This window comes from Qipengyuania sp. NPDC077563 (assembly GCF_044901345.1).
GTDB classification, from domain to species: domain Bacteria; phylum Pseudomonadota; class Alphaproteobacteria; order Sphingomonadales; family Sphingomonadaceae; genus Qipengyuania; species Qipengyuania aestuarii.
In genome coordinates this window covers 1,030,250-1,047,583 of record NZ_JBJDPC010000001.1, presented here as the reverse complement: position 1 = coordinate 1,047,583, position 17,334 = coordinate 1,030,250, and the positions used below count along the sequence as shown (strand labels likewise).

Below are 17,334 nucleotides of genomic sequence, written 5' to 3'. Positions count from 1 at the left end.
GTCGGTCAGGGCGGCGGGCGTCCTCGCAGGGCGGAACGCTTCGCATCGTCATAGTGCAGCAATCGCTAATGCATTTAGGCCGTTAAATAAGGCGCAATTCGGCTGTCCGAGATAATTGATGCTTTAAATTGGTAATTTGTTAAGCATACCCAATGCGTTTCGCTCAAAGATCGCTGCAGGTGTTTGACCCATATGTCGCAAGATAACGCCCTTCCGGTTCGTCGGTCGGCGGGATTGGGGCCAGTTGTCCTACTGGCTATCGTCGTTGGTCTGCTTGCTTGGGGCGGCATCACGCTTACGCGCGAAAGCGGCCGCGTCGCGGCACTCTGGATACCGAATGCCGTCGTCCTCGCCGCTATCCTGCGCGCGGACAGGCGTACGTCGATCCATTATCTCGTCGCTGCGTTGATCGCGAACTGCTCAGTAAACGTTGCTACTGGCGATGGCTGGGCGCTCGCCGTTTCCCTCGGCCTGATGAACATGACCGAAGTTTTGGCGGTCGTGGCAATTCTGCATTTTCTGCACCCGGGCCCGCTTGCGATGGACAGGCTGGGCGATCTGGCGAAGCTGGTGGGGGCCAGCGTTCTTGCTCCGATTTTGTCTGGTGGGATGGCGGCCGTCGTGCTGGCCGCTCCGGGAGTGTTTTTCTCTACGGATGTATGGCTTTCGTGGGTGGCAGCGGACGGCCTCGGCCTAGTGATTGTTACGCCCATCATGTTGATCGGGATCGATGCCTGGCGCAATCGCCGTAAGCCGACCGCCGAAGAGGTCAGGGAATGGGTGATGCTCGTCCTTCTCGCTTCAGCGGCCAGCATCGCCGTGTTCGGACAGACGCGCTATCCCTTCCTTTTTCTTGTCTGTCCGATCGTGTTGGTCGCCGCATTCAGGACCGGCGTGCTCGGCACGGCGGTGGCGGTCATGATCATCTCCATTGTCGCATCGGTGGCCACCATGCTTGGACACGGCCCGGTCATGCTTGTCCGGGGGGATTTGCCGGCGAAGCTCGTCGTTCTCCAGCTCTTTCTCGCAAGCAGTTTTCTGATGGCTCTTCCGGTGGCCGCCGCATTGGCAGGGCTTGCGACTACGCGCCGGGAACTGCGCGAAAGTCGCGATTCGGCGAGATCGATCTTGGAAAACATGCGAGAGGTCGTGTTCCGGACCGATGCGAAGGGGCGCTGGGTGTTTCTGAACCCGGCGTGGGAGGAACTGACCGGCTATACCATTGAGGAGAGCCTCGGCTGGCCGACCACGAAACTCCTCGATGCAAATGATTACCAAGAGGCAGTCGCGGTCTATCCCAAATTCGTTTCGGGCGAATTGCAGGATTGCCAGCTTGAGCAAGTCTTCATCGATGCGGCGGGGGAAAGCCACAATATTCTGGTCAATGTAAGACGCCTTACCGACGATGATGGCAACTTCATCGGGACGGCGGGTAATCTGCGCGATGTCACTTTACGCAAGGCTGCAGAAACCCGCTTGCTCGAAAGCAAAGAGCGCTTCCGGCTGCTTGCCGAGGCCGCGCCTGTCGGCATATTCCAGCTGGGACCGGACCACAGACTATCTTACGCCAATTCGGCGTGGAGCAAGATGTCGGGCCTGACGCTCGAAGGGGCGCGCGACAAGGGCTGGACAAAGGCGTTGTCGGCGGAAGATGCGGAACGCGTCTTGGCGGATTGGGAAAAAGCACTGGAAGCTTCTTCCGATTTTCGCAGCGAGTATCGCTGGTTGCATGAAGGCGGCGGCGAAAGATGGGTGGATGTGCTCATCCGGCCGATCAGGCGAGCCGACGGCGAACTGATCGGTCATATCGGCGTTTCGAACGATATTACCGAGCGCAAGCAGATGGAGCTGGAACTGCGTGACGCCAGGCAAAAGGCAGAAGCTGCAGCCCGCGCGAAATCGGTATTCCTGGCCAATATGAGCCACGAATTGCGCACGCCCATGAACGGCATTCTGGGATTCACGGATCTGCTTCTTTCGGACCGACTGAGCGAGCGCCAGCGCAGGCATGCGCAATTGATTGCCGATTCCGGGCGAGCAATGATGCGCTTGCTGAACGACATCCTAGACATCTCGAAAATCGAGGCAGGGCAGATGCATCTGGCCACCGAGCCTGTCGATCTGCGCCACACGCTGCGCAACTGCGTCAATCTGATGAACCCGCTGGCAGCGCAGAAGGGCGTCGATCTCAGGCTCGAGGTCCCGTCCGACGTGCCGGAGTGGATCATGAGCGATCCCCTGAGGTTGCGGCAAATCGTTCTCAACCTGCTCGGCAATGCTGTAAAATTCACGCATGAAGGCAGCATTGTGCTCGCCGTAGCTGCTTCGGCTGACGAGAAGGATCCTGCATTGCGGATCAGGGTGGCCGATACCGGCATCGGTATTCCCGCGGACCGGCTGGATGCGGTCTTCCAGAGCTTCGCGCAGGCCGAGACGACGACCGCGCGCAAATATGGCGGCAGCGGGCTCGGGCTCACTATCAGTCACGATCTCGCCAAGCTGATGGGGGGCTCAATAACCGTCGAAAGCCGCGAAGGCGAAGGCACGACGTTCGAGGTTCTACTGCCGCTGGTAGAGGCGGAAACGACAGTGCCAACGCAACCTGTCGACCAGCCGGCTGAGGCAAAAGCTTCGGGGCTGGAGGCCCGGGTTCTTGTTGCTGAAGACAACGATATCAACCAGGAACTTATTCGCGCCATGGCCCAGCGATTGGGGCTGGAAATCGATATCGCCGGCAACGGACAGGAAGCAATCGAGCTGGCCACCGCTGCGAAGGCCGGCGGCAAACCCTACGATATGATCCTGATGGATATCCAGATGCCTGTAATGGATGGTCTGGAAGCCACCCGCAGGTTGCGCGCCTCGGGCATGGATGCTGCCGAATTGCCGATCGTCGCGCTTACCGCCAATGCCTATGCGGAAGACATCGAAGCCTGCCTGGCCGCAGGTATGCAGGCGCATCTGGCGAAGCCCATGAAGCTGGGGGAATTGCAGCATATCGTGGAGCGGTGGGGGCAGAGCAAAACCGCTACGCCGCCGCCTGCTGCGGAAGTACCCATGCCCGGCACATTGATGGAAAAATACGCCGAGCGTAAGCGCGACACGCTGGCCAAGATCAAGGAGAACCTTGGATCGGATGAGATCGACGAGGCCGAACTTAAGGAAATCCTGGACCTGCTCCACAAGCTGGCGGGCACGGCCGGTCTGTTCGGCGACGATCGGCTTGGCGAGCTCGCCTCCCAGATCGAGCATTCGCTTCTTGCGGCGCCTGGGGAAAGCCCCCGAATTCTCAGCGATGGCTTTCCTCGGCTGCAAGCGGTCGCATAGCGCAACGCACGGATACGTTTCCGTCCCACGCAAGCGAAAGCCCCACCCTCCGGTTTGGAGAGCGGGGCTTTTCGTTATTCGGCTGCGATATATCGCTTAGGACATGACCGCCTTGTTGCCGAGACCTTCGGGGAGGCGCGTGCCTTCCTTCAGATAGATGCGGTTATCATCGATCTTGTCGACGCTATCCAGCTTGATGAAATGGTGCATATCGTCGCTGCTGTCCGACTTGGTGAGCTTGATCGCGTCGTCCTGCGTATCATCGACCGTGCCAACGTGCTGGCCCTTCGAATCGACGATTTCCATGTGTTCCTTGATGCGTAGCTTCTCAAACATAAATTTCTCTTTTCTTTAAAGTGCTTATACCTAATCAACGGGCGGGGCGGTGATCGGGTCCACGGCTCGCCGCCGCTGGGGAACGCCCTGTTGCGTCCGCTCTCGATTGCGCCGTTATGCACCCGGAGCGCTCACGAAAAAGCGCCCCGCCTTTGAGGGACGGGGCGCCGGGGTAATGCGAGACAGGCCCGCAAAAGGGGAAAACCGGACTTGTCCGCTAGCCCCCCAAACTCGTTAAAACCTCAGTCCTTGCCGAGCGGGCGATTGGCATCCGCTTCGGCGCGTTCGTCAGGCCGCGAGGAGGTCTCGCCAGGCTTCACCTTGCCCTTGTCCGCTTCTTTGCCAGCTTCGGCGCCCTTGGCGGCTTCCTTCTCCATGTGGCCTTCCTCGTCGCGCGCATTGCCGTAACCGGGCTGCGCCTGTTCTGCCTGGGCGTTGATATTGCCCGCCTGGTTGACTTCGTACTGGTCGTATTCGGGCCGTGCACCGCCGACCTGCGCATCGAGCGCTTGCTGCTGGTCGCCGGGCTGTGCGCCCTGACCCTGCTGCTGCTCTTGCTGCTGGTCTGTGCCGTCGTCCTGGTCCTGCTGGCGCGTTTCGCTTTCGCGCGGGCCGGTGCGCTTGATGCCGCCGGGCTCGTGCCCGTCATTAAGCGTCACGTCGCGGCTGTCGTCGGGTTCATACTGTCCCATGAGAAACTCTCCTTTGCCCAATTAACCATTCGCCACGCCAATGCGTTCCGCCATTCGTCGCGCGCACGGGGCGCTTTCCGCCCGATTTCGGGGCCGCAAAAACTTACCCCGCTCTTATCCCCACCGAATCATCCCCTCTTGCCTTCGAATCCGAGGCATGATTCCCTATATGAGTCGTTCACACGCAGATCCGGAGACACAAGATGTCGTTGCTCGAAGCCCGCAAGACCTACAAGCCGTTCGAATACCCCTGGGCCTACGAGTTCTGGAAGCGCCAGCAGCAGATTCACTGGATGCCGGAAGAAGTGCCGCTGGGCGAAGACTGCCGCGACTGGGCGCAGAAGCTGTCCGAGCACGAGCGCAATCTGCTCACCCAGATCTTCCGCTTCTTCACCCAGGCCGATGTCGAGGTGCAGGATTGCTATCACGACAAATACGGCCGCGTGTTCAAGCCCACCGAGATCAAGATGATGCTCACCGCCTTTTCCAACATGGAAACGGTGCACATCGCGGCCTACAGCCATCTGCTCGACACGATCGGCATGCCCGAAAGCGAATACAGCGCCTTCCTCGATTACGAGGAAATGGCCGACAAGCACAATTACATGCAGCAGTTCGGCGTCGACAACGATGAAGACATCGCCCGCACGCTGGCCATGTTCGGCGCCTTTACCGAAGGCATGCAGCTGTTCGCCAGCTTCGCCATGCTGATGAACTTCCCGCGCTTCAACAAGATGAAGGGCATGGGTCAGATCGTCAGCTGGTCGGTGCGCGACGAAAGCCTGCACTGCGAAGGCATCATCCGCATGTTCCACGAATTCGTGCGCGAGCGGGACTGTCTGACCAAGGCGGTCAAGGAAGACATCATCGATATCTGCCAGAAGACGGTGCGGCTGGAAGACAATTTCATCGACCTCGCCTTCGAGATGGGCCCCGTGCACGGCATGACGCCCAAGGATATCAAGAAATATATCCGCTACATCGCCGACTGGCGCCTGGGCCAGCTCAACCTCGATCCGATCTACATGATCGACGATCACCCGCTGCCCTGGCTCGCCCCGCTCTTGAACGGCGTGGAGCATGCCAACTTCTTCGAACAGCGCGCGACCGAATATTCCAAGGGCGCGACCAAGGGCGACTGGAACACGGTGTGGTCGAGCTTCGACAAGCGCCAGAAAGCCAGGGCCGCCAACGAGGAAGTCGCGACCGACGACGGCCCGGGCCTGTTCGGTGACGGGGAAGAGGTTGTGGCTGCGGAGTGAGTGGGGGTCTTGACCGGAACGCTTAGTGAACATATCTCCAAAATATCTGGAGATCGAAGCCTTTGCAGAGCACCGAAAATATTAAGTGTGACGAATTCGGTCGAGACGCACTCGTTAGATTTGCGAATGCGCGAGATGCAGCACTCCAACAATCTAATCGATTTCTTTTATTCGGAATTGCTTCTTCAGTTTTTTACGCCATCAAAATGGCGGGTTTACGAATCGATATAGTTATCGCGGATACGAAAATTTTCGAGACGCCGTATGGGTTATTTATATTTGGGGTTGTCGGGGCCGCATGCTTTATTCTAGCGCAGCTACGCTACTTAGACGCAGAAGCATTTGACGATCAGTTGAAAAAGCTTGCGTCGAGTAGCGGGCCAGTAGAGTTTAGATATAGCGCCTTCCCATCCAAGCATCATTGGCTATCGCCAGCGAATGATGAATACGGATCTGACACAGCCTCATTTAGCAAAAAGGTCGCATTCGCCTGTTTGGCGCTATGCGTGTTCGCACTTTACGTTACCCCACTCTTCGCAGCCGTTCACTTTTTGATTGTCTGGCCTAAATTCGCGGGCGAAACTTATACTGACTTGCAATGGTGGCTTGTTTTCGGAATGTTACTCGCCTCTGTGCTAGTTTACGTATTAGTTCAGTCGTTGCAATCTATGCGGGGGTGATGGATTCATGGAAATACGCTTCGAGGGGGCCGAGGCCGAAGAGCACGAAGTGGAAGCGTATACTGGTGCGATCTCTTTAGAAGGCATAACTCGGGCAGCAACGCTTGCGGCACACTATGCAGCAACCGAAAACGTACGATTTCGGGCTCCATACTCCAATGAGCTAGAGTTCCGCATTTTTTCCCCAGAGTCAGGTTCTCTCAGATTTCCGCTAAAGGTATTTGCAAATATAGCCGGCTCCATAGGCAAAGAGAAGCTCGCGGCCGCTTTGTCTCAACCGCTATGTCGAGAAGACAAATGAGTGGGTCAGCATCAAGTTCGTTCCGATCCATTTTGCGGACGGTCGCTTAAAAAGAATAATCATAATGGATTGCGCTCTAGCATCCGAACTCGAGTAATCGAACGAGATCGGGATCGCCATTCCTCAGGCGAGAGTTCCGCCTATAATGCGAAAGGACAAAACTTTGGCTTTCGAAGCTGAAGAATGGCTGGTTTTGAACGACCAGATGTCTATCTGGACTGACGAGAGGCCGTCGATTTTCCCAGTGAACCACCCGCAAACCGACTAACCAAAACCGTTTTCCTACACGGATAAAATCTGCTCCATCCTGCTCGATGAAGCATTATCCTCCTCCGCGCGGCCCCCTTCATCGGCGCAAGCGCTCCATTCCCGCCTTTCATCCCGTACCCGTCTGCCCGCGCGCCGATGGGTGGACGCCGCAGCGGCAGGTCGATTTCATCGGCCATCTGGCCGAAACCGGCAGCGTGCTCGCCGCGGCGCGGGCGGTGTCGATGGGGCGCGAGAGTGCCTATCGCCTGCGCCGGCGGCACGGCGCGGCGGGCTTTGCCGCGGCCTGGGATGCGGCGCTGGGAAAGCCACACGATCCTGTGGATCTGGCATCGGGAAAGGCCACAGGGCTGCTGGCATCCTATCGCTGCGAACACGGGCGGCTGAAGGTGGTCATGTATAACGGCCGCTATGCCGCGCACCGGCGGATTCCCGACAATGACGCGCTGCTGCAATGGGAATCGCAGACCGCCCGGGGGATGCTGTGACAAAGGGCCGGACAGGGTGAAAGTCACACTGGTACGCCCAGCTACTGCGTCAACCTGCGAAGCGTGTGGACTTTACGTTGCTCGCATGTGTATTATTTGAGCAATACACATAAGGGAGTAGACCGACATGATCGCCGCCACCGGGCTTGCCGCCCTCCTGCTCGCGCAGGCCGTTCCATCCGCAGACGCTACTTCGGGCGCACCTTCCTTCGCCAGCGCCGCTGCACCGCCGATGCCGACGGGCGCGGAGATGACCGCGCGGATCGAGGCGAATGACGCCGCCCTGTTCTGGAATTTCTTCGAAGCCTGCGATCCCACCGCCGCCGCGCCCCTGCTGCATGAGGATTTCCGCATGCTCCACGATCTCGCCGGACTGGCCTCCGCCAGCGCGGAGGAATTTCTCGCCGGGGAACATGAGCAATGCGACCGTCGCAAACCCGGCGGCGAGGACGAGGGCTATCGCAACCGCCGCCTGCTGGTGCCCGGCAGCCGCACGATCAAGCAACTGGGCGATTGGGGCGCGCTGGAAGAAGCGCACCATACCTTCCTCGAATGGGGGGGCGAGGAGAAAGGCTGGGTGCAGACCGGCGGCGGCCGGTACATCCACATCTGGCAATGGATGCCGCAGGAAGCGCGCTTCCGCCTGCTCGAAAGTCTCAGCCTCGATCACGGCGCCGCCCCGCAATATCCGCCCGAAGGTGCGCAGTGACAGGCTTGGACGCGATGGGAAGCAAGTGGCCAGACCCCCGCGCCCGATACACTGGATGATAGAGTATTACACCGCCTCGTGCGCAACAAAAGTTAAGAGAAATAAGTAAAATCTGACCCGGATTCTTAAGATACGTACGAATCCTATTTAATTTGGAACGTTTCTCTTCATGGGCGGCTTTTGGCTTAGGGGCACGCGACTTGACGCGCTGTTGGGTAGTTGTGTCCCCAATGAGGAGGATACCCTATGGCTGAAATTCCAGTCGAGAAGAAATCGTCTCTTTCCTGGCTCTGGTGGCTGTTGCTGCTGGCCGGTGTGATTGCGCTAGTCTGGTATCTCGTGGAAAGCACCAATGGCGATGACGAACTTGTCGCCGATGAAACGGTGGTCGAGGAACCTTATGTCGATGAGACGGCCGCCACCACAGACACTGCAATGGCAGGCGAAATGGCGACCGTATCGGGTCTCGCCGGTCTGGCCTCGCTCGGTGACATGATCGGCCAGGACGTGCGCCTGACCGATGTCGCGGTGAACGAAGTTGTGGGCGATGAAGCCTTCACCGTCGGCGAAGGCGAGAACGAAACGCTCGTCATGTTCGACGAATACGCGACGCCCGACACGCCCATGGAAGGCCAGGTCGACGTGAACCCCGGTTCGTGGGTGACCATCGAAGGCGAAGTGCGCGCATTCCCCGGCGATCTGCCCGAAAGTGTGACGCGTGAAGTGGACACCAGCGCCACCGCCATGATCTTCGCCAGCCGTGTCGACACGGTCGAGTAAGGAAATACCCATGCATCATGAAGACAGATTTGCCGATCTCGATGCGCTGTCAAAATGGCAGCTTGTTAACGAGGAACAGGACATTCGCGGCTATCCGGTCCGCTCCGTCGAAGGACAGGAGTATGGCAAGATAGAAGACATGCTGGTCGACAAGGACCGCGAGGAAGTTCTCGCGGTGCGGATGGAAGACGGACGGCTGGTTGCAGCCGAACGTCTCGACATCCACGACGACTATGTGATCTATACCCGTAACGACGGGACATCACGCACCAATTATACCTACACGCGGGTTCGCCCACGCACGTAGCGCGGGCCGTCCTTTGATAGGGATGACCACAGGATCGGGGGCGGCGAGTTTTCGCTGCCCCTTTTTCACATCCACTTTGCTATAAAATGTTGGTTTCCTGCGGCCTTCGGTCGACTGGCGCAATTCCAGCCCCTACTGGCGCAAGGGCTGAAACCATCGCTCTTCCAGTCGCTTGATTGACTGTGGCCGGTATCTTCCGCGCCACGATTTTCCGAAGGAAAACACCATGGACAACAAGGACCAGAAGTCCGGCCAGCCCCAGCAGGGCGGCAAGGACGCAAACTGCGACAAGCAGCCCCAACAGCAGGGCGGTGCCGGTAAGCAGAATGATGGCGCCAAGTCCGACAAGAAGCCCGAACAGAACAAGTAGGGTTTCACCTTAGCGCCTCTCACAAGGCACAAAACGGCGCCCGCCCCGAAACGGGTGGCCGCTGATTTGTTGTGAGGCTTTGTTGTCGGGCGGGGATGGCGCGAAAGGCTGGCGGGGCAGGGCGGCGATCATGCTCTTCCGCCCCGGCGATCCAGCGGCTAATGGGGCGCACGAACCCACAGGATAGCCGATGGAAAGAGTGCCCATGAATCTCACCGATGCCAGCGCCAAGGCGCAGACGCTGATCGAAGCGCTGCCCTATTTCCAGCGCTATGCCGGGCGCAGTTTCGTGGTGAAATACGGCGGCAATGCGATGGGCGATGAAGACGCCGCCCGCGAATTCGCCGAGGATGTGGTGCTGCTGAAAGCGGTCGGCATCAACCCGGTGGTGGTCCATGGCGGCGGCCCGCAGATCGGCGCCATGTTGAAGAAGCTCGGCGTGGAAACCCGCTTCGTCGACGGGCTGCGCGTGACCGACAAGGCCACGGCGGACGTCGCCGAAATGGTCCTGTCGGGCGCGATCAACAAATCCATCGTCGGCTCGATCGCCCGCGCCGGGGGCAAGGCGATGGGCATTTCGGGCAAGGACGGCGGGCTGGTGACCGCGCGCAAGGTCGAACGCACGACCAAGGATCCGGAAAGCAATATCGAAAAAGCGCTCGATCTCGGCTTCGTCGGCGAACCCAGCGCGGTCGATACCACCATCATCGAAACCGCCACCGCGGCGGGCATGATCCCGGTGGTCGCCCCCATCGGCACGGGCGAGGACGGGCATACCTACAACATCAATGCCGATACCATGGCGGGCTCGCTGGCGGCGGCGCTGGGCGCGGCGCGGCTGCTGCTGCTGACCGATGTCGACGGCGTGCTGGACAAGCAGGGCAAGCTGCTCACCGATCTGACCCCGGCGGACATCGCCGAACTGCGGGCCGAAGGCACGATCAGCGGCGGCATGATCCCCAAGCTGGAAACCTGTGTCAGCGCGGTGGAGGCGGGCTGCGAGGCGGCGGTCGTGCTCGACGGGCGGGTGCCGCATGCGATGCTGCTGGAATTCTTCACCGCCCGCGGCGCCGGCACGCTGATAAGCGCGGCTTAGGGGTGGCGGCGCGCGCACACCTCTTGTAGGGGCACAGGCCAAAGGTACTGCCACTCAAGACAACGGGATCGACCCAAGTGCTGATTACCCTCTACCAGATCATCGAGATGATCACGAACATCTTCGTGATGCTGATCATCATCCAGTTCGTCATCGGCCTACTGTTCGCCTTCAACGTGGTGGGCCGCAACGAATTCCTGATGGGCTTTTACGACGCCATCAACCGCTTGCTGGAACCGGTCCTCAGGCCGATCCGCAACCGGATGCCCAATACCGGGTCGATCGATTTCTCTCCGCTGGTGGTGATCATATTGCTGCAGATCATCCTGATCGTGCTGCGCAACATCATCATGTCCGTATGACCGCGGAACGGATCGACGGAAAAGCCTTCGCCGCCAACCTGCGCGAGCGGGTGGGGGACGAGGCCGCGAAATTCTCTGCCGCTACGGGCCGCAAGGCGGGCCTGGCTGTGGTGCTGGTGGGTGAAGATCCCGCCAGCCAAGTCTATGTCGGCAGCAAGCACAAGGCCACCGTGGCCGCCGGCATGGAAAGCTTCGAACACCGACTGCCTGCCGGCACCAGCGAAGCCGAATTGCTGGCGCTGGTCGAACAGCTGAATGCTGACGAAGCGGTGGACGGCATCCTCGTCCAGCTGCCGCTGCCCGATCATCTGGACGATCAGGCCGTGATCGCCGCGATCAGTCCGGACAAGGACGTGGACGGGTTCCATGTTACCAATGCTGGCCGCCTCGCCGTGGGGCAGAGCGGCTTCGTGCCCTGCACGCCGCTTGGCTGCATGATGCTGCTGACCGACCGGCTGGGCGACCTGTCCGGTCTCGACGCCGTTGTGATCGGCCGCTCGAACATCGTCGGCAAACCGATGGCGCAGCTGTTGCTCGATGCGAACGCCACCGTCACCATCGCGCATAGCCGCACAAAAGACCTGCCCGCCGTGGTCAAACGCGCCGACATCGTCGTAGCCGCTGTGGGCCGCGCGGAGATGGTCAAGGCAGACTGGCTGAAGGATGGCGCAACCGTGATTGACGTCGGCATCAACCGCCTTCCCCCCGCCGAAGGTGCGGAAAAGGGACGCCTGGTGGGCGATGTCGATTACGCCGGGGCGGAAGCGGTCGCTGGAGCAATCACCCCGGTACCGGGCGGCGTCGGGCCGATGACGATCGCAGTGCTTTTGCGGAACACGCTGGTCGCGGCCTACCGTAATGCCGGATTACAGGTGCCGGACAGCCTGTGAGCTGGCGTCTCGCTTTCGCGGCCCTCGCAGCCCTGTCTCTCTCCGCGTGTGCAGGCGGTTCGCAGGAACGCTACGGCCGCTTCATCAAGCCCGTCGCCAATCCGGGCAAGGTCGTGGCGACGGAACTCGCCTTCGCCCGCACCGCGCAAGACGATGGCCAGTGGACCGCCTTCGCGGATTACGCGGCGGATGATGCGACGATGTTCGTGCCCGAAGCGGTGAATGCGCAGCAGTGGCTGAAAGGCCGCGCCGATCCCGCACGCGCGGTAGCCTGGCAGCCGCATCAGATCTGGTCGAGCTGCGACGGCAGCCTCGCGGTGTCGCAGGGCGCGGCGCAGTGGCCCGGTGGCAGGAACGGTGAATTCCTCACCGTCTGGCGGCGGCAGCGTGACGGTTCCTATCTCTGGGAAGCCGATATCGGGCAGGATTTGGACGCACCGTTAACAGCGCCGGATTTCGTGTCGACCAAGGTGGCGAACTGTGCCGAACCCGTGCCCGCCGGTCAGCGCATGGCCAGCAGCGAACGTCCGGCGGTTAAGGGCCAGTCTGACGATGGCTCGCTCCAATATCTGATCCACACGATGGACGGCGGCAGCACCGTCACTCTGTTGCTGTGGAATGGCGAATTCGAAGTAACCGGACCAAAGGTGTTCACAGACTGATGCTTGCCCAGCTCTTCGTTTCCGCCTTCATCACTCTGTTCGTGGTGATCGATCCGCCCGGATGCGCGCCTATTTATGCGGGTCTTACCAAGGGCGCGTCGACGGCTGAGCGGCGCAATATGGCTATCCGCGCCGTCCTGATCGCGGCCGTCATCCTTCTGATTTTCGCGCTCTTCGGCGAACAATTGCTGGGCGCGCTCCACATCGACCTCGACAGCTTCCGCATCGCAGGCGGGTTGATGCTCTTCTGGATCGCGTTCGAAATGGTCTTCGAAAAGCGCACCCAGCGCCGCGAGGAGCGGGCCGAGAAGGTCGCAGCCACGCCTGAGGTCGAGGATGTCTCGATCTTCCCGATGGCCATTCCGATGCTGGCCGGTCCCGGCGCGATCGCGGCCATCATGCTGCTCATGAACGAGGCGAGCGATCTGGCCCAAACCTTCACCGTGCTGGGCGCGCTGGCTGGCGTGCTGATCATTACAATGCTCGCTCTGATGGCCGCGGGGCCGATCATGCGTCTGTTCGGAGACAAGGTGGAAGCGGCAATCACCCGCGTGCTGGGCGTCCTGCTCGCTGCACTGGCTGCCCAATATGTGATCGACGGCCTTCGTGGATCGTTCAATCTTTAATGGTCGGACAAGCCTTCGCGCGGATCACTGAAGGGTAACGATCTCGTCACCGTCATCGCGCAGGGCGAAGAACTGCATCAGTTGGATCATCAGTTCGCAGCGTTCCGATAGCGTGTTCGCCTCGAGCAGGGCCTGCTTTGCGGCGCTGTCAAAAGGAGCGATCTGCGCGACCCCGTTGATCAGCGTCTCATCGTCGAGCCGTTCGACCGAATCCCAGTCGACCGAATAGCCTTGCATGGCAGCAAACCGCTTGGCCTCGAACTCGAAGGCGGCGCGTTCAACACTGGCCAGAACCTCGTTCTGCGGATCTTCGATGAGCTCGGCTTCTACTTGCCGGAATGCCGTGCTGACTTCCAGTTCGCGCAGGACGCGGAAGCGCGCTTCGCCGTCGAGTACGATGTTATAGCGGCCATCTTCCAGCGCCTCGACATCGTCTATCCGGCCAAGGCAGCCGATCTCGTAAAGCGGGGAACCGTCGGCGCTGCGATGCGGCTGCACCATGCCGATCAGGCGATCCTTGGCGAGCGCGCTGCCCACCAGATCGCGATATCGCTGCTCGAAAATATGCAGCGGCAGCTGCAAGCCCGGAAACAGGATTGCTCCAGGCAGCGGGAAGATGGAAAGGCGCTTTGTTTCGCTCATCCGAAGAGCAGCTTCGAGAGGCGGCGGCGCGTCGCCACGACCCAAGGGTCTTCGAGCCCCACCGCGTTGAAGATATCGAGCAGCTTGGTGCGCGCAGCACCCTCGTTCCATTCGCGGTCAGCCTCGACCATCGAAAGCAATTCGTCGGCCGCCGCATCGCGTTGTCCGGCGGCGAACGCCGCCTCTGCGTAGGCGAGCCGGGCATCCATTTTGGCAGGATCGGCGGCAGCCTTCTCGCGCAGCGCGGCAAGTTCGCCATCATCTACTTTATTGCCTGCCAGTTCTAGGGCTGCCTTGGCGTTGTCGATCAGGCTGTCATTGGCGAGCGCCGGATTGGTCTCGACCGCGGCAAGGACGGATTTCGCTTCTTCTACCTGTCCCGCTTGCGTCAATGCCCTGATGAGCCCTGCATGCGCGGCGGCATTGTCGGGAGCCATCTCGGTTACTTGCGCGAAAATGCCGGCAGCCCGAGCAGCATCGCCTTCGGCCAGCACCTGCTCGCCCATGGCGACGAACTGCTCTACCTGTTCTGCGGCTTGGGCCTGCGCACTAGCGGCATCATCGCCGCCTTCAACCGGAAGCTGGGACAGGATCTGGTCGAGGGTCTGCTTGAGCTGCGATTCGCTGCGTGCATTCGTAAGGTCGGCTACTGGCTGACCCTGGAACATGGCGTAGACCGTCGGGATCGACTGGACCTGGAATTGGGCCGCGATGAATTTGTCCTGATCTACATCGACCTTGACCAGCACCACGCCTTTGTCGGCATACTCGCCCGCGACCTTTTCCAGCATCGGGGTGAGCGCCTTGCAAGGGCCACACCATTCAGCAAAGAAATCGAGGATGACGAGTTTCGTCATCGACGGTTCGACGACGTCTTTCTTGAACTTCTCGACTGCTTTCTGCTCGTCGATGCTCAAACCCATGCTCGCCACGTAAAACCGCCTTTCGCTATATAAACTGTCACCCGCCCATGTGGGCTTTCCCGAGCGAATGTGAAGGGCAGAAGCCCCTCGCGCAAGCGGAGCGAAAAAAAGCGCATTTTTTTGCTTGCGGGACTCGAGAGCCGTTGCTAGTTGCGCGCCTCCCCACCGGGCCACACGGTTCGGTAGAGCGCCAGTGAGCGGGCGTAGCTCAGGGGTAGAGCACAACCTTGCCAAGGTTGGGGTCGGGCGTTCGAATCGCCTCGCCCGCTCCATTTTCCAGACTGTGAAGACGTAAAGGCTGCCGAAGGCGGCCTTTTGTCGTTTGTCGCACAAATATGTAATTCGTCGCGAGAATGGTTGCGTTCGCATGGATCGCGGCTATGGGGCGCGTTATGTTGTATCACACCGTAACGCTCCGCCGCGCTCTGGGCGCATCCCTGTCACTTGTCGCCCTCAGCTACGCCGCGCCGTCCATGGCGCAGCAGGCCAGCGTGCCGGACGACAGCCCCGCTGCCGAGGACGACTTGCACAACCGCCGGATCGGTCCCGACGGCACCATTATCGTGAGCGCCGAAGGTCTGCGCCAATTCGACCTTCTGGCGGGAACTGACGTGATCTCGGGCGAAGAGCTCGATTCCAATATGGACGGCCAGATCGGCGAAGTGCTTGCCCATATTCCCGGTGTCACTGCAACCGGCTTTTCTCCCGGGGCGTCGCGGCCGATCCTGCGCGGCTTCTCTGGCGAGCGCGTGAAAGTTCTGGTCGACGGTATCGGTGCGATCGATGTTTCGAACACTTCGGCCGACCATGCCGTATCGATCGACCCGCTGACTGCTGAAAGCATCGAAGTCCTTCGCGGTCCGGCCGTGTTGCTCTATGGCAGCCAGGCAATCGGCGGCGCGGTGAATGTGATCGACAAGCGCATTCCGCGCCGCGTGCCTGCCGAAGATGTGCATGTCGACGCGATGAAGCGCGCCAATACGGTAGCCGACCTGCGCGAAGGCGGGGCTTCGATCGATCTTCCTGTGGGCGGTGGCTTCGTCGTCCACGCCGATGGCCTCTACCGCAAGACCGACGATCTCGAAGTTCCCGGCTATGTGCTGTCCGACAATCTGCGCGCGGACTTGCTGGCCGATGCCGACGAGGAAGAGGAAGAGGGCGAACTCGAAGAGGCAGAAGAACTGCGTGAAGCGGCCAATGCCCGTGGTCGCCTCTTCAACAGCGGCACCGAAACCTGGGCGGCCAATGGCGGCGTCGCTTTCTTCCGGGGCGGATCCAACCTTGGCGTATCCGTCGGCGTCTACGATACATTCTATGGCGTACCCATTCTTCCCGGCGCTCACCATCATCACGAGGAAGGCGAAGAAGGAGCCGAGGAAGAGCATGGTGAAGAGGAAGGCGCGGAAACCGTCAACATCGGCTTGCGCCAGTATCGTGCGGACATGCGCGGAGACCTTCTGCTGGGGGATGGCTTCTTCCAGCGTCTGAAGATCCGTGCGGGTTACTCCGATTACACACACACCGAATTCGAAGGTGATGAAGTCGGCACAGTCTTTGACGTGCAGGGTATCGAGGCACGCGCCGAGATCCTCCAGAACCCCGACAATGTGCTACGCGGCTCTACCGGCGTGCAGCTTTACCTGCGCGATTTTGCGGCGGAAGGCGCGGAAGCCTACGTCGCGCCCAACCGTACCGAGCAGCTGTCGGTCTTCACGCTGCAGGAATACGGCGACGGCCCCCTCCAGCTTGAAGGTGCGCTGCGCTACGAGACCACCGATGTAGATTCCGTCCCGCTCGGCATCGAGCGCGACTTCGACGGAGTATCCGGAGCGATCGGCCTTGCCTACGAACTCACTCCCGCATTCCGTACGGGTGTGAACGTGTCGCGCGTTTCACGTGCTCCCAGTGCCGAGGAGCTTTTCTCCAACGGTCCGCACGTCGCCACGCAGCAATTCGAGGTTGGCGACGTCGATCTCGAGATGGAAAAGGCATGGGGGGTCGAACTCTTCGCCCGCGGCACGCTCGGTCCGGTCGATCTTTCGCTGGCGGCCTATCGTTCGTGGTTCGATGAGTACATCTACCTTAGCGAAACCGGTGAAGAGGAAGACGAGTTGCCGGTTTTCCAGTATCTGCAACAGGGTGCGACCTACACCGGAGTCGAAGGGCAGGTCGCCTGGAACTTCATCGATACGCCCGGCTTCGACATGACCGCCGAACTGCGCGGCGAATATCTCGATGCCGAACTGGATGATGGTTTCAACGTGCCGCGCATCCCGCCGCTGAGCCTGGCCGGTGCGCTCGAAGCGGATACGGGCAACATCACCCTGCGCGGTGAAGTCGAATGGTTCGACGATCAGAACGATGTGGCGCCTTTCGAAACGCCGACCGAAGGTTTCACCTTCGTCAACGCTTCGGCAATCTGGCGTCCGCTGCCCAGCGATCCGGCCCTGTCCGTCATTTTCAAGGCCGAGAACATCTTCGATGAGCAGGGGCGTCGCCATTCCAGCTTTACGAAAGACTTCGTTCCGCTGGCGGGCCGCAACTTCAGCGTCGCCGTCCGCATGAGCATCTGACGAAAGATCTGGGGGGAGCGCGCGGCGCTCCCCCTTTATCT

Annotated in this window: 18 protein-coding genes and 1 tRNA gene; 15 read left to right on the top strand and 4 right to left on the bottom strand. The window is 60.3% G+C overall.

The window, feature by feature from the left end:
- The first annotated feature begins 192 nt into the window (after positions 1-192).
- Positions 193-3,327 carry a PAS domain S-box protein gene (locus ACI2I1_RS05070; RefSeq protein WP_404678165.1) on the top strand — a complete coding sequence of 1,045 codons (3,135 nt, stop codon included), beginning with the start codon at positions 193-195 and terminating at the stop codon, positions 3,325-3,327.
- A gap of 96 nt (positions 3,328-3,423) precedes the next feature.
- Here the strand turns inward: ACI2I1_RS05070 and ACI2I1_RS05065 are convergent, their stop codons facing one another.
- Positions 3,424-3,663 (bottom strand): DUF2171 domain-containing protein, encoded by a 240-nt coding sequence (locus ACI2I1_RS05065; RefSeq protein WP_404678164.1) that lies wholly within the window; start codon positions 3,661-3,663, stop codon positions 3,424-3,426.
- A gap of 242 nt (positions 3,664-3,905) precedes the next feature.
- The gene (locus ACI2I1_RS05060) at positions 3,906-4,355 is read right to left on the bottom strand and encodes a hypothetical protein (protein WP_221542492.1); all 450 of its coding nucleotides are present in this window, start codon (positions 4,353-4,355) and stop codon (positions 3,906-3,908) included.
- A gap of 203 nt (positions 4,356-4,558) precedes the next feature.
- Between ACI2I1_RS05060 and ACI2I1_RS05055 the strand changes: the two genes are divergently transcribed.
- The 12 genes from ACI2I1_RS05055 to ACI2I1_RS05000 all read left to right on the top strand — a co-directional run bounded on the left by ACI2I1_RS05055 (position 4,559) and on the right by ACI2I1_RS05000 (position 13,155).
- The gene (locus tag ACI2I1_RS05055) at positions 4,559-5,617 is read left to right on the top strand and encodes a ribonucleotide-diphosphate reductase subunit beta (RefSeq protein WP_221542493.1); all 1,059 of its coding nucleotides are present in this window, start codon (positions 4,559-4,561) and stop codon (positions 5,615-5,617) included.
- A gap of 62 nt (positions 5,618-5,679) precedes the next feature.
- Entirely contained in the window at positions 5,680-6,297 is a 618-nt protein-coding gene (locus ACI2I1_RS05050) for a hypothetical protein (protein ID WP_404678163.1), read from the top strand.
- Between the two features lie 615 nt (positions 6,298-6,912).
- Complete coding sequence (locus ACI2I1_RS05045) at positions 6,913-7,353, top strand: hypothetical protein (RefSeq protein WP_404678162.1); 441 nt, start codon at positions 6,913-6,915, stop codon at positions 7,351-7,353.
- Between the two features lie 127 nt (positions 7,354-7,480).
- Complete coding sequence (locus ACI2I1_RS05040; RefSeq protein WP_404678161.1) at positions 7,481-8,062, top strand: DUF4440 domain-containing protein; 582 nt, start codon at positions 7,481-7,483, stop codon at positions 8,060-8,062.
- A 246-nt stretch (positions 8,063-8,308) separates the two neighbouring features.
- Positions 8,309-8,842: a hypothetical protein gene (locus ACI2I1_RS05035; RefSeq protein ID WP_404678160.1), complete on the top strand. Its 534-nt coding sequence runs from the start codon at positions 8,309-8,311 to the stop codon at positions 8,840-8,842.
- Positions 8,843-8,852: 10 nt separating this feature from the next.
- On the top strand, positions 8,853-9,149 hold the full coding sequence (locus tag ACI2I1_RS05030; RefSeq protein WP_404678159.1) for a PRC-barrel domain-containing protein: 297 nt from the start codon (positions 8,853-8,855) through the stop codon (positions 9,147-9,149).
- A gap of 226 nt (positions 9,150-9,375) precedes the next feature.
- Positions 9,376-9,519, top strand: a complete 144-nt coding sequence (locus ACI2I1_RS05025; protein WP_404678158.1) for a hypothetical protein — start codon at positions 9,376-9,378, stop codon at positions 9,517-9,519.
- 205 nt (positions 9,520-9,724) lie between these two features.
- Positions 9,725-10,615 (top strand): acetylglutamate kinase, encoded by an 891-nt coding sequence (argB, locus tag ACI2I1_RS05020; RefSeq protein ID WP_404678157.1) that lies wholly within the window; start codon positions 9,725-9,727, stop codon positions 10,613-10,615.
- Between the two features lie 77 nt (positions 10,616-10,692).
- Entirely contained in the window at positions 10,693-10,977 is a 285-nt protein-coding gene (locus tag ACI2I1_RS05015) for a YggT family protein (RefSeq protein ID WP_224812551.1), read from the top strand.
- Positions 10,974-11,867 (top strand): bifunctional methylenetetrahydrofolate dehydrogenase/methenyltetrahydrofolate cyclohydrolase FolD, encoded by an 894-nt coding sequence (gene folD, locus ACI2I1_RS05010; RefSeq protein ID WP_224812550.1) that lies wholly within the window; start codon positions 10,974-10,976, stop codon positions 11,865-11,867. Before ACI2I1_RS05015 ends, folD begins: the two co-directional genes overlap by 4 nt.
- Positions 11,864-12,529 carry a hypothetical protein gene (locus ACI2I1_RS05005; RefSeq protein WP_404678156.1) on the top strand — a complete coding sequence of 222 codons (666 nt, stop codon included), beginning with the start codon at positions 11,864-11,866 and terminating at the stop codon, positions 12,527-12,529. Before folD ends, ACI2I1_RS05005 begins: the two co-directional genes overlap by 4 nt.
- Positions 12,529-13,155: a MarC family protein gene (locus ACI2I1_RS05000; RefSeq protein ID WP_221542504.1), complete on the top strand. Its 627-nt coding sequence runs from the start codon at positions 12,529-12,531 to the stop codon at positions 13,153-13,155. Before ACI2I1_RS05005 ends, ACI2I1_RS05000 begins: the two co-directional genes overlap by 1 nt.
- Before the next feature lie 24 nt (positions 13,156-13,179).
- Here ACI2I1_RS05000 and ACI2I1_RS04995 read toward each other — a convergent pair whose 3' ends face one another.
- Both ACI2I1_RS04995 and ACI2I1_RS04990 read right to left on the bottom strand, forming a co-directional pair.
- Positions 13,180-13,797 (bottom strand): LON peptidase substrate-binding domain-containing protein, encoded by a 618-nt coding sequence (locus ACI2I1_RS04995; protein WP_404678155.1) that lies wholly within the window; start codon positions 13,795-13,797, stop codon positions 13,180-13,182.
- Positions 13,794-14,720, bottom strand: coding sequence for a tetratricopeptide repeat protein (locus ACI2I1_RS04990; protein WP_404678154.1), 927 nt, complete (start codon positions 14,718-14,720; stop codon positions 13,794-13,796). Before ACI2I1_RS04990 ends, ACI2I1_RS04995 begins: the two co-directional genes overlap by 4 nt.
- Before the next feature lie 197 nt (positions 14,721-14,917).
- Here ACI2I1_RS04990 and ACI2I1_RS04985 point away from each other — a divergent pair.
- A tRNA-Gly gene (locus ACI2I1_RS04985) sits at positions 14,918-14,992 on the top strand.
- 81 nt (positions 14,993-15,073) lie between these two features.
- Entirely contained in the window at positions 15,074-17,293 is a 2,220-nt protein-coding gene (locus tag ACI2I1_RS04980; RefSeq protein WP_404678153.1) for a TonB-dependent receptor, read from the top strand.
- Positions 17,294-17,334: the final 41 nt, after the last annotated feature.